At 46.9% G+C, this 12050-nt stretch carries 10 protein-coding genes, 1 tRNA gene and 2 pseudogenes; 10 read left to right on the plus strand and 3 right to left on the minus strand.

The window, feature by feature from the left end:
- Positions 1-158: 158 nt before the first annotated feature.
- Positions 159-2783, minus strand: coding sequence for an endonuclease MutS2 (locus tag CHRO_RS11965; protein WP_015154475.1), 2625 nt, complete (start codon positions 2781-2783; stop codon positions 159-161).
- Positions 2784-3312: 529 nt separating this feature from the next.
- Here CHRO_RS11965 and CHRO_RS11970 point away from each other — a divergent pair.
- The 8 genes and pseudogenes from CHRO_RS11970 (at position 3313) to CHRO_RS35055 (ending at position 9325) form a co-directional block, all read left to right on the plus strand.
- The gene (locus CHRO_RS11970) at positions 3313-4476 is read left to right on the plus strand and encodes a GuaB3 family IMP dehydrogenase-related protein (RefSeq protein ID WP_015154476.1); all 1164 of its coding nucleotides are present in this window, start codon (positions 3313-3315) and stop codon (positions 4474-4476) included.
- Positions 4477-4854: 378 nt separating this feature from the next.
- Positions 4855-5187 (plus strand): annotated as a pseudogene (gene trxA, locus CHRO_RS11975) (thioredoxin); the annotation flags it as partial.
- A gap of 190 nt (positions 5188-5377) precedes the next feature.
- Positions 5378-6448 (plus strand): LOG family protein, encoded by a 1071-nt coding sequence (locus CHRO_RS11980; RefSeq protein ID WP_015154478.1) that lies wholly within the window; start codon positions 5378-5380, stop codon positions 6446-6448.
- Between the two features lie 111 nt (positions 6449-6559).
- Positions 6560-7561 carry an energy transducer TonB family protein gene (locus CHRO_RS11985; protein ID WP_015154479.1) on the plus strand — a complete coding sequence of 334 codons (1002 nt, stop codon included), beginning with the start codon at positions 6560-6562 and terminating at the stop codon, positions 7559-7561.
- A gap of 103 nt (positions 7562-7664) precedes the next feature.
- The gene (locus CHRO_RS11990) at positions 7665-8189 is read left to right on the plus strand and encodes a sterol desaturase family protein (protein WP_199755567.1); all 525 of its coding nucleotides are present in this window, start codon (positions 7665-7667) and stop codon (positions 8187-8189) included.
- Positions 8190-8208: 19 nt separating this feature from the next.
- Complete coding sequence (locus tag CHRO_RS11995) at positions 8209-8571, plus strand: DUF1818 family protein (RefSeq protein WP_015154480.1); 363 nt, start codon at positions 8209-8211, stop codon at positions 8569-8571.
- 46 nt (positions 8572-8617) lie between these two features.
- Positions 8618-8691: transfer RNA gene (locus tag CHRO_RS12000), tRNA-Pro, on the plus strand.
- A 160-nt stretch (positions 8692-8851) separates the two neighbouring features.
- Positions 8852-9325 carry an Arm DNA-binding domain-containing protein gene (locus CHRO_RS35055; RefSeq protein ID WP_181245374.1) on the plus strand — a complete coding sequence of 158 codons (474 nt, stop codon included), beginning with the start codon at positions 8852-8854 and terminating at the stop codon, positions 9323-9325.
- 570 nt (positions 9326-9895) lie between these two features.
- Here CHRO_RS35055 and CHRO_RS32110 read toward each other — a convergent pair.
- Both CHRO_RS32110 and CHRO_RS32115 read right to left on the minus strand, forming a co-directional pair.
- Positions 9896-10075 (minus strand): hypothetical protein, encoded by a 180-nt coding sequence (locus CHRO_RS32110; protein WP_146139742.1) that lies wholly within the window; start codon positions 10073-10075, stop codon positions 9896-9898.
- A 34-nt stretch (positions 10076-10109) separates the two neighbouring features.
- Positions 10110-10310, minus strand: coding sequence for a hypothetical protein (locus tag CHRO_RS32115; RefSeq protein ID WP_051033224.1), 201 nt, complete (start codon positions 10308-10310; stop codon positions 10110-10112).
- Positions 10311-10449: 139 nt separating this feature from the next.
- Here CHRO_RS32115 and CHRO_RS34775 point away from each other — a divergent pair.
- Positions 10450-10817: pseudogene (locus CHRO_RS34775) on the plus strand (ATP-binding cassette domain-containing protein); the annotation flags it as partial.
- Between the two features lie 145 nt (positions 10818-10962).
- Positions 10963-11931 (plus strand): helix-turn-helix transcriptional regulator, encoded by a 969-nt coding sequence (locus CHRO_RS12020; RefSeq protein ID WP_015154481.1) that lies wholly within the window; start codon positions 10963-10965, stop codon positions 11929-11931.
- Positions 11932-12050: the final 119 nt, after the last annotated feature.

The raw sequence follows: 12050 nt of genomic DNA on the forward strand, positions 1-12050 counted from the left end.
GGTGGTACGACTAAGATACACTGAGCTGTTACCCAATTTGAAACCGTGTTTCTTTGGTTTTGGCTTGTTTTCTCCAGCTAGCAACAAATTTGCCGCTCAAGCAGCTCAGGTTCTGAAATTTTGCTCAGTCAATTTTTACCACATCCTACACGTTGACGCTACCGCAAAAAAGCTACTGTCACCCCAGAGCCACCATCTTCAGGAGCCGCAGCCTCGAAGCGACTTACCATAGGATGCTGTTGCAAAAAATTGTGAACTCCTTGTCTCAGTTTCCCCGTACCGTGACCGTGGATAATCCATATTGTTCCAGACGCTTCGGAGATCGCCTTATCTAGCACGATCTCTGCATCAGCCACCCGACTACCTCGAATATCGAAGGTATTTTGAGAAGTCCTGATTGTGGGGGAGTCGGGTGAGTGGCTAGTGGCTGGTGGCTGGTGGCTAGAATGGCTTCCTTGTCCCCCTTGTCTTCCTTGTCCCCCTTGTTTCCTCTCTTGGAAATTGGCTTTTTTCCCATCCAGCGATTCAATGTCTTCTAACTTGACGGTCATTTTCATCAGTCCGAAGCGGACGATTAATTCGCCGTCATCGTTAGGTTCGTTCAAAACTTCTGCGGTTTGCCCTAAACGGGGAATGCGAATGCGATCGCCTGCTTTGGGGCGAAATTCAGCTTTGGGCTTGGGTGTGGGAGGAGTATGTTGTTGGGCAAACCGATCGATCGCCACCGTCGCTTGCTGTGCGGCTTGAGCTGTAGGAGTTCCTTGCTGCAACTTGCGAATCACCTGAGCAATTTCCGCTTTAGCTTGGGCGATCGCCTGTTGAATTGCTTGTTCTTGAGAGGCACGTAATTCTCGTTCTCGCGCGTCTAGCTGAGCAGTCCGTTCCGAGAGTTGACGATACAATCGCTCTGTTTGTTGTAATAACTGTTGGGCTTGAGCGGCTTTCGTTTCTTGTTGTCGCCGTTGGGCTTCAAGTCCGGCAATGACCTGGTTCACATCTTCCGTTGCTTCTCCTACCTGATGTTTTGCTTGCTCGATCACCTCTAGTTTTAATCCCAAACGAGCAGCGATCGCTAAAGCATTAGAGCGACCTGGAATCCCCCACAACAAGCGATAAGTAGGCGATAAAGTTTCCTCATTAAATTCCACCGAGGCATTTTCAAACCGCTCGTCTTGATATTTCAACGCTTTCAATTCGCCAAAGTGAGTTGTCGCCATACTCAGCTCGGCATTATCGGCAAGGTGACGCAAAAGGGCGATCGCCAAAGCACTGCCCTCGACTGGATCGGTTCCCGCGCCGACTTCGTCGAGTAGAACAAGTGAGTAGCTAGTGGCTGGTGGCTGGTGACTAGTGGCTAGAATTTCTCCCTTGTCTCCCTTGTCTCCCTTGTCTCCCTTGTCTCCCTTGTCTCCCTTGTCTCCCTTGTCTCCCTTGTCTTCCTTGTCTTCCTTGTCTTCCTTGTCTCCCTTGTCTTCCTTGTCCCCTTCTCCCCTACTCCCTGCTCCCAGCTCGTCCCTGCTCCCTACTTCACCAATCGCCTCTAATATCCGGCTAATTCGTCGAATATGACCGGAAAAAGTAGACAAACTCTGCTGTAATGACTGTTCGTCGCCGATGTCTGCCAACACCATGTCAAACCAAGGAATTTCTACAGGTTCTTTGGCAGGAATAAATAACCCGACTTTTGCCATCAAAGCTGCTAAACCAAGAGTTTTCAGCGTTACCGTTTTCCCTCCAGTATTGGGTCCGGTGATCGTAATGACGCGAATGTGGGGCTGAACGATAATATCTACAGGAATGACTGGCTGCCCTTGTTCGTGCTGGTTTTGCCATACGAGCAGGGGATGGCGCAATTGACGTAATGTTGTATTCTCCCCTTGGGAGCGATCGCAAAAGCGGGGTGGATTGGCTTGCAACCAGTAGCTATAACGAGCGCGGGCGCTGGCAAGGTCTATTATCGTTACAACCGCTAGCAAATTTTCTAAATCTGGCTTGACGGCTGCGACTTGCTCAGTCAGCCGTCTGCGAATCGCCTCTTCTTCTGCTTGCTCTCTGGCAATGTATTGTCGCAGTTGATTGCCTAAAGCCACGATCGCGTTTGGCTCTACATACAAAGTTGCTCCGCTCATGGATGCATCGTGGACGATACCGGGAATTGCGTCTTTTTGCGGTGCTTTGACGGGAATAACGAAGCGATCGCCTCTTTGGGTGATAAGTTGTTCCTGTACGGCGTTGGCTTGGCGCTGCAAGATTCCTTGTAGGGTTTGGGTAATTCGTTGGCGCAATTGCCGCACGCGATCGCGAATCTCTGCTAATTTAGGGCTAGCGCGGTCTGCTACCTTACCCTGTTCGTCAATACAGTATAAAATATCCTGTTCTAATTCAGGATCGGTTTTGACAGTAGAGACTAATTCCTGTAAAACTGGCAAATCTTGCTGTTGGTCGATGCTGCGTCGTAACTGTCTCGTTCCGGTGAGAGTTGTGGCGATCGCGAGTAACTGCTCTGCGGTTAATATACCTTGTAATTCTGCTCGTTCTAAAGATTCGCCAATATCTTGAATTCCGGCAAACGACAACCCAGCACTCAGACGACTATCTAACTCGTAGACTTCTTTGGTTTGGTTCAACAATTCCTGACTTTTTGCCTGCGTGTCGGGAACGACCAAATTCCGAGCGGCGATCGCTCCTAGTTTAGTCGCCGTAAAAGTTGCCAAGTGCTGACACAAGCGCGACCATTCTAATAGTTCTAACGTTTCTGATTGAATCAAAGCTTGGTGTTTCAATTTTATTAAAAGGGAGCAGGGAGCAGGGATTAGAGGACAGAATTTATCTCAAGTAATTATTCTGTCTTTGATTTAAAACTTTTAGAGCGCAGAAATTAAAATAAAAGGCTTTTAGATATCAAATCTACGTTAAATTCAAGCAAAAGCTGAAAGCTATAGCTTTTTTGACCGGGTTCTGTGCGTGCGATCGCGAATTTTTTCGCTTTAGCTTAGTGTTGAATACATTTGAGCGAACAATACATTTTGACTTTAATTCCATTGTAGTACGCTCTCAGTCAGTCTCAATCGTACTAAAGCCTGAATTTCCCTACCTATTTGTAGTACTATCCCTCTTTTACTGAGCAGGGAGAGAGTACCTGGTTGCTGAGGGAGCATTCATCAAGTCGCAAGTCGCAATTACTAGCCACTGGTTCCACTATCCACTAGTCACTAGCCACGCACTCCTCACTAACAAAATTCCCCAACCTCTAACCAAACCCCTCGCGAATTTGGTACTCTAGCGAAATAGTTTGGGAACGGGTAAAGAAACGTGAATATTCAAATTGGACGTGGCAAAACCGCACGCCGCGCATACGGCATTGATGAAATTGCACTGGCTCCGGGGCAACGCACTATAGACCCCAGTTTAGCGGATACCAGCTGGCAGATTGGCGCGATCGAGCGAGAAATTCCCATTATTGCCAGTGCGATGGATGGAGTTGTCGATGTGCAGATGGCTGTACTGCTTTCCCAGTTAGGAGCTTTGGGCGTACTCAACTTAGAAGGTATTCAAACTCGCTACGCCGACCCAGAGCCAATTTTACAACGGATTGCCTCAGTAGGAACACATGAATTCGTGCCGCTGATGCAAGAATTGTATGCCGAACCAGTCAAACCAGAATTAATCGAGCAACGAATTAGGGAAATTAAACAGCAAGGTGGTATTGCTGCTGTTAGCGCGACTCCTGCTGGAGCGAGTAAATACGGTAGCGTTGTGGCAAAGGCTGGCGCAGATTTATTTTTTATTCAAGCTACTGTTGTTTCCACAGCTCACATAGCCCCATCTGAGTTTACCAACCTTGACTTGGCGAAATTTTGTCAAGAAATGCCCATGCCCGTCGTGTTGGGCAACTGCGTCACTTACGAAGTGACTTTAAGTTTAATGAAGGCAGGAGCAGCAGCAGTTTTAGTTGGGATTGGTCCTGGGGCGGCTTGTACTTCTCGCGGTGTTTTAGGTGTGGGTGTACCTCAAGCCACGGCGATCGCAGATTGTGCCGCAGCAAGAGAAGATTATTATCAGGAAACCGGAAATTACGTACCAGTAATTGCCGATGGTGGCTTGATTACAGGTGGAGATATCTGTAAGTGTATCGCCTGCGGTGCAGATGGCGTGATGATCGGTTCTCCCTTTGCTAGAGCCGCTGAAGCACCAGGTAAAGGCTTTCACTGGGGCATGGCAACCCCTAGCCCCGTGCTACCCCGTGGAACTCGAATTCGTGTCGGGACAACTGGCACTTGCGAACAAATTTTACGCGGACCCGCTCAACTCGATGACGGGACGCACAATTTCTTGGGCGCTTTAAAAACGAGCATGGGAACTTTGGGGGCAAAAGACATTCGCGAGATGCAACAAGTCGAAGTCGTAATAGCTCCTTCATTGCTCACAGAAGGCAAAGTCTATCAGAAGGCTCAGCAACTCGGTATGGGTAAGTAGGTGACAATCGTTTTGAGTATTGACTTGGAGACTTCTGACTTCACGCATAAGTAACTTTACTCAAACAAAAACAGTCGACTTAAAAATTTCCATAATCTTGCAAAGAGTACTGGAAAAAATAAAACAGTCGCCTACAATAGAGGAAGCGGAGACGCATGTTTCCGTTCACTCCTCACACCACACTCCGCCCGGACTACTGTTCGGGCGGTTCCTTATGTCTGGGAATTCTCGTAGAGTAATCCTTACTTTTCACATCAACTACAATCGCACAGCGATCGCCACAGAGGATCTATCTAATTACAGATACTCAGGAGGTAAAAATGCTTGGTTTTACTGTGATAAAATTTTCAGCAAAGTAAGCAACAATATAGCCAAGGATTTTCAGGCATGTCAGCAGCCGCGCAAGTTACAGATTCTTCTTTTAAGCAAGAAGTACTAGATAGTGAAATCCCAGTGTTAGTGGATTTTTGGGCTCCTTGGTGCGGTCCTTGCCGCATGGTCGCCCCTGTTGTCGATGAAATTGCACAGCAGTACGACGGGCAAGTCAAGGTAGTGAAGCTCAACACCGACGAAAACCCCAATATTGCCAGTCAGTACGGTATCCGCAGTATCCCCACTCTGATGATTTTCAAAGGGGGTCAAAAAGTTGACATGGTAGTAGGTGCAGTACCAAAAACAACACTGTCGAATACTTTAGAAAAGTATTTGTAGAGCTGGGTTAGCACGAAAAAGACTTGCAAGCGCCTGAGGTTTTGGCTATATGGCGCTTTTTGGTCTGTACATTCATCAGGGGAGCAATTCTGCTGATTGTAAGACGTGAAATTTTGCGTCTCTGTAATTTCCTCTCAACAGATGTCCCAAATCTCGCTAAAATAGAGTGCCGACCCGTGCAGCAGCACTCATGACTTCATCCCGTTCATTAGACACCATAGACACGCTTAAATCGGACTTAGCTACCCTGTTAGAGCATTTGCCAGATTTGCAACATCGGCAATTGATCCAGCAGGCGATCGCCACTATTATTCGGTTAGCACACAGCGAGATTGACCGTCTCGATTGGAAAATCTTAGCGGCTTCTCTAGCTGATATGGAGCGAGGGTTAGAATTATTTCATACCTATCGTCACGTTCGGAAGGTAACAATTTTTGGTTCGGCACGTACTCCAGTAGATAGCCCGGCGTATAAAATGGCAGTAGACTTCGCCCGTTGCGTCACTCAGTTAGGGTTTATGGTGATGACTGGTGGTGGTGGCGGAATCATGCAGGCGGGAAATGAGGGTGCGGGAAGGGAAAATTCTTTTGGGTTGAATATTCAACTACCATTCGAGCAAGAAGCAAATCCTTACATTGTTGGTGACGCGAAATTAATCCACTTCAAATATTTCTTTACCCGCAAGCTGTTTTTACTCAGGGAAAGCGATGCAGTGGCGCTATTTCCTGGCGGGTTTGGCACGCAGGACGAAGCATTTGAATGCATGACTTTGAGCCAAACTGGAAAGTTCGGTCCCGTGCCGATGGTACTCATCGACCACCCAGGGGGAGACTATTGGGAAGCTTGGAGCGAATATATTCAAGAGCATTTGATTCAAAAAGGTTTGGTTAGTCCTGAAGATCCCAGTCTTTATACGATTACAGATAACTTAGATGTTGCTTGTAACGCGATCACGCAATTTTATCGGGTTTATCACTCTAGCCGCTACGTGCGCGATTTATTGGTAATTCGCCTTGATGCAGAATTATCTGATGCTGAAGTTGAAGAGTTGAATCACAATTTCAGCGATATTTTGGTGAAAGGCAAGATTGAAAAAAGCGCGGCTTTACCTCAAGAAACTCAGGATGAAACTATAGACTTGCCCCGGATCGTGCTTTATTTTAATCAAAGAGACTTGGGGCGTTTGTATCAGATGATTGCTAGGATCAATCAGATGGGACAACCTTCAGAAGAAACTGCTTCTCATCCAGAAAGGAAGTAAGGCAAGCAAGGCAACTATTCAGAAGTGCGATCGCCCCTTGCCCATTTTTGCCCCGATCGACATACACTGGTATACGAACTGTCGGCACGGCTGTTATGAGGCGATCGCGGCATGGTGTTGCAAAAAGAATTCCAGCAATCGGAACAAGAATTCTGGCGTGACGGTAGAAGGAGAAGCAATACTGATGCTCTTTGGTTCGGTATCGTTATCTCACTTCTCGTACACGTTATTTTTTTCCTCAGCTACGATTATTGGATTCGCATCCTACCAAAACCAAAACAGCAATCTCGCGCCGAACCAATTCCACTTGAGTTTGTTGAAGTTCCTCCCCAACCAAAAAAACCGCCCCCAGAAACCAAACGTCGGGCAGCAAACGATTCCGTTGCCGGTGGTAAAGCCAATCGCAGACGACCTCTAGCAACTCGACCGAATAACCCAACTACGCCTAGAACTAGTTCCCGTACTACTCCGTCACCCGCTCAACCCCGCCGCCAGCAGCCATCTAGCAACCGCAGGGAGAGTCCAGAGCCACCAAAACCCCAAATCCAGCCTCCTCAAGCCCAACCTCCGATTGCCACTGCTCCCAATCGCTCCAAACCAGTTCCGAAGACTCCTAACCCAGAGCAAAAACCAGCAAATCGTCCTAGTCCCGCAACCGAGCGATCGCCTGCTAGAACTACAGCCAGAACTCAGCCGCGATCTTCAGCAGCGAGCAAGTTAGGTGGTCCGCTGACGCTTTCCAGCCGCGACCTAGCCGCTAATCCCAACCGTTCTAATCGTGCTGCGCCAGGCATTGATGCTCGTCAGGATGTCGATATGGGTTCTTACTTGCAGCAACTTCAGCGACAAGTCAGGCAGCAGTGGATACCAGGGATGACGCAGAATTCTCGTTCAACTGTCGTGTTTTTCACAGTCACGCGATCGGGTCAAGTCACCAACCTACGGATCGTTCGACCTTCTGGCTCCAACACTACCGACACCGCCGCTCTGAGTGCCATTAGACGCGCCGCACCCTTCGCACCTTTACCTTCTGGATTTGCTTACAATTCCCTCAAAATTAGTTTTACATTTAATATCAACGTCTCTGGTGGTTTAGATCTATGGGTAAGATGACGTAAAAAGTTATCAGTTATTAGTGACTAGCGACTCGTGGCTGGTGAATAGAAAGGAGTCAAGCCACTAGCTGCCACCATGAATGACAAATGACGAATGACCAATGACCAATTCAGGAGGAGTGATGCTCGATTTAACAAAGCTAGCAGTTGGAGGAGTTTGCTTTGTCTTGGCATTTATCCTAGCGAGTCTAGTCGAATACTGGTTGCATCGTTTGATGCACGTTTCGCCTCGCATTGGTGAAAGACATCGCGATCACCACCGCCGGAATGAAGGACAAGGTGTAGTATGGGAATTTCGGGATTACGTTCAGGGTAGCTGCATTGCTATGTTTGCAATGTTCTTTGTCTCCCTCGAAGCTGGGATAGGTTGGTTTCTGGGCAGTTTAGCTTATGCTGCTTTTTCTGCTTATGCCCACCAGTTACAGCACGAAAATCCAACCAAGTGCTTTTGGATGAAAATGCCCGTGCATTACGTCCATCACAAATACGGGATGTGGCATCACAATTTTGGTTTAGCTGTAGATTGGTGGGATCGGGTGTTCGGCACTTACAAACCCGTAGAATGGCTCACGGAAGAAGAAACTAGTCAACCAGAACGCGGCTATTTACAACTACGCTGGTGGTGATATGACGATGTAAAACTTTATGCGCATAGTTAAGAGTGGCGCAGGTTGGCGGATTGGATTCGATCCAGAGGCAAAGGAATTTAAAGGTTTAGTAGGTGCTGAGGACTGGGCGATCGAACTGACGCAGGCAGAATTAGAAGATTTTTGCCGATTGTCTATGCAACTATCAAATACTATGAGCCAGATGGAGCGCGAATTGATGGATGAGGAAGCGATCGCCTGTGAAGCCGAAAGTAATTTTATCTGGATGGAAGTAGAAGGCTATCCCCACGCTTATAGCTTGCGACTGATTCTAAATACAGGTAGGCGAGTTGAGGTGAGTTGGGCGGCGGATGCAGTTCCCGATCTCATCCGAGCGGCTCAAATGCTGTTTGTTTTCTAAATAGCGCGATCGCAATTTCTTATGCTATGATATCTAAGCTGTGAAACGGGGCGTAGCGCAGCTTGGTAGCGCGCCACTTTGGGGTAGTGGAGGTCGTGGGTTCGAATCCCGCCGCTCCGATTTAATCAAATCCTTTATACAGAAAGAGTTCTGGCGTTTTAAAAGCTGGAACTCTTTCTCTATCTATTCTCAATAAAGGGTGCAGTTTGGGTATGTTTGGGGCAGTTTTCACCAAAAATTGAGATAGGTTTGAGATATGGTTTTTCAACATAAGTCGCTTATGGCAAGCAATAGAGTCGCTACAGCTCAAGTGAATGAGCTTAACCGATCGTCTCAATCTATATCTCAATCTCGAAAAAAAGCTCTTAAAGGGACAGTTGTAGTCCAAGTGTTTAAGGACAGACTGCGGTTGTGTTGGAGTTATGGGAGTAAGCGATACTTTCTCTACATTGGGTTGCCCGATAGCAAAGTTAACAGAGGGGTTGCTGAACGAAAAGCCAGGCAAATCGAGGGTGACATAGCCACGGAAAACTTTGACTCCACGCTAAAAAAGTACAAATTTGACAGCCAGCTAGAGCGCGAGCGTAAATCTGTAGTATGTATATTCCAACAATTTACACAGGAGAGAGCCAAAGGCTTGTACGCTAGAAGCTTGGAAAAGTATGAAACTACACTAAATTACCTAACTCAATATTTTAAGGACAAACTAGCAGATACTATTAGTGCAAGCTGTGCCGAGCAGTTTGCGAAATAGTTAAGTACAAAAACATCTAAGTGATAATTGCGCTACAGTCTGGATTGGCGAAACTCTATCGCGTGGTGTGAGAAAATCAACTAAAACCAACCGCGCCAGAAGTCTTTCGCTCACAGCGAGGTTGCAAGCAATGTTATTGGCTAGACGACCTCAGAACCCAAACCCTGACGAGTTAGTGTTTCCATCTCCCAAGGGAGAAGCAATGGTTGACAATATTCGGTACAAGCTGAATAGAATTTTCCCTGAATTGTAATTCCATTTTAGGAGCTGAATAACGATGGCAGAAGACAGAATTAAGGTGATACGAGGATTTTCAGTCCGATAAGCAAAATTCGGTAATTCCTTTAAGGCAAAGATTTTGCAATCAAGTGGTTTTATCGACACCGAAATTCACACCGAATCGATCGGGTTATTATGAGGATAAAAGCAGCGCACAGCAATAACCGTAGGTAACGAGCAACGAGCGCGATCGCACTCTAGAATTAGATCTAGAAATAGACAAATTACCTCTATTGCTCTAACGGTTGACGATCTATCCTGAAAGCAGAATGAGCAGAAGCCACAGATGAGTCACTTTGTAGATTCAATTGGAATAGAAATCTCTCCAGATACACGAATAGCAAGGCGAATGCCATAGAACGGCGTTTCTAGGTACTGTTGGTCAATCAATCGCAGTAAGTTAACTCTTGCTCTGACGGTGTCTGCGGCTGATAGTAGAAGCTCGAACGTGCAATTCCTAGTAATTGACATTGTCTTACGATGCTCAATTGAGGATGGTCAGTCACTACCAGGGTTTTTCGCTCTTCAATCCTAACTGTGCTGAAGAGTTGGCTAAAAAATCCCTCTCCACCTTCAACTGTCCAATCTGACGATACAACTCATCGATCTGGGCTTGTTGGCTCTCGTTGGCTTTACTCGTCTCACTCCCCTTTTCAAAAAGGCTACTGGCTTCATCCAACAACTGCCGTTTCCAGTTGTTAATCATAGTGGGATGCACTTCGCTACTGGCTTGCTAATTCCGAGACAGTCTTCTCGCCTCGAACGGCATAAGAGCGCGGCTTTTGCTTTGAATTGCGGACTATACTGAAGAGCGTTTATTACTCATGAACTACTCTTAGCATGTTTTGAGTGGTTCAGAGCTTAACCCCCTGTCCAGTTTTTCGGTTCCACTTCAAGCTCAAGATGCACGGATTTTGCTGCTAGACGAACCGACAACCTATCTAGATATCCGCTATCAACTGGAGTTACTCGAACTACTCAAGCAGTTGAACTAGCAGCACGGATTAACTCTCATCGTCGTTTTGCACGATATCAACTTAGCCGCTCGTTACAGCTCGCGATTGCTTTACTCAAACAAGGCAAGCTTCAGTCCATTGGTACTCCCATTCGAGTGTTGACTTCAGCAAATCTTAAGGAAGTTTTTGGAGTACACGTAGCAATTATTGAAACTCCTGTCGGTCTGCAAATCTGCCCGCTAGCCCCGAATGTATAATTTCAGCTAGTTGATATTGATTAGCAATTACTGTATTGTTCTTAATGACACAGCAAAATGCCCAAAGATAAGGACACCAAAGCAGCGTGTCACCTTTGTCTGCAAAGCTTTTTCCTTCTGCCTTCTGCCATAGATCGAAAATTCTATGACCATGACTCTCAGCCAAGCGGATATCTGGGAACTGTACGAAACCACTGATTTTGTTGAGACAGAACTTGCTGCCGATTTTTACGAAGTGAAGGGCAAAGCTCCCCAATTGTTGGGCGACGGACACTTCTGGGAGATCGATTTGTGTGAGGGGATCTGGCTGGGAATCAGTACTTGGACAAACCCCAACGTCTGTACTATTGCCTGTGAAGAACGGCAGCATGAAGTAGAAATTACTCTGTGGATTCCCACCCGTCGTCAGAATAGCCATTACACCTTCTTCGGCAGTGGCATTGCACCCAAGGAAGTCTGGAAATCTCCTGCCGATCGGGAAGGAATATTTCTCTCTATTGGCTTTGAGCCAGATTTGCTCAAGCGAATGTACAGCAATAGTTCCGGCGAGCTACCACCAGAACTACAAATGCTAATAACATCGAACGATTGGCAACAGTGTTGGCGCGATCGCCCGCTCGCTCCTGTCATGCACGCCATTGTGCGGCAGATCCAAGCTTGCCCTTATCAAGGACTGACAAAGCAGATATATCTGCAAGGGAAAGTGCTGGAGCTATTGGCACTTGGGATCGAACCGCTACGACTCGAACGAGCAGTAGTTCGAGATCGTCCGCTCAACCGCAACACTGTAGAGCGAGTTTATCAAGCTAGAGATATCTTACAGCAAAACTGTGCTAACCCTCCATCTGTAGTAGATTTAGCCCAGCAGGTGGGACTAGAGCATATGAAGTTGAAGCGAGGTTTTCGCGCCTGTTTCGGCACAACTCCCTTTGCTTACTTGCGTACATATCGTTTAGAACAAGCACGATTGTTGTTGCAAGAAGGCAAATTAAGCATAGCAGCGATCGCCAACGAAGTCGGTTACTCTCATCTGGGGCATTTTGCCAGAGCCTTTCAAGACAAGTTTGGGATTACGCCTACAGAGTGCCGTCTGGGAAAGCAGATTATTTTGTAGCGATCGCCTAAGGAGTGCAAAACTCCTCCTGTAGGGATCGAAATTGCTCCTCTATGGATAGACTAACCCTCGAAATTCACGTAGACTATCTCCACTTGAAATAATTGCCAAGATTTCTC

The sequence above is a fragment of the Chroococcidiopsis thermalis PCC 7203 genome (assembly GCF_000317125.1).
GTDB classification, from domain to species: domain Bacteria; phylum Cyanobacteriota; class Cyanobacteriia; order Cyanobacteriales; family Chroococcidiopsidaceae; genus Chroococcidiopsis; species Chroococcidiopsis thermalis.

Excerpts from the sequence above, each read along its gene's own strand:
- CHRO_RS32115 (WP_051033224.1), bottom strand. The coding sequence starts at position 10,310 with ATGATTAACAACTGGAAACGGCAGTTGTTGGATGAAGCCAGTAGCCTT.
- CHRO_RS11995 (WP_015154480.1), top strand. The coding sequence starts at position 8,209 with ATGCGCATAGTTAAGAGTGGCGCAGGTTGGCGGATTGGATTCGATCCA.
- CHRO_RS11980 (WP_015154478.1), top strand. The coding sequence starts at position 5,378 with ATGACTTCATCCCGTTCATTAGACACCATAGACACGCTTAAATCGGAC.
- CHRO_RS12020 (WP_015154481.1), top strand. The coding sequence starts at position 10,963 with ATGACCATGACTCTCAGCCAAGCGGATATCTGGGAACTGTACGAAACC.
- CHRO_RS11985 (WP_015154479.1), top strand. The coding sequence starts at position 6,560 with ATGGTGTTGCAAAAAGAATTCCAGCAATCGGAACAAGAATTCTGGCGT.
- CHRO_RS11990 (WP_199755567.1), top strand. The coding sequence starts at position 7,665 with ATGACCAATTCAGGAGGAGTGATGCTCGATTTAACAAAGCTAGCAGTT.
- CHRO_RS32110 (WP_146139742.1), bottom strand. The coding sequence starts at position 10,075 with ATGTCAATTACTAGGAATTGCACGTTCGAGCTTCTACTATCAGCCGCA.
- CHRO_RS35055 (WP_181245374.1), top strand. The coding sequence starts at position 8,852 with ATGGCAAGCAATAGAGTCGCTACAGCTCAAGTGAATGAGCTTAACCGA.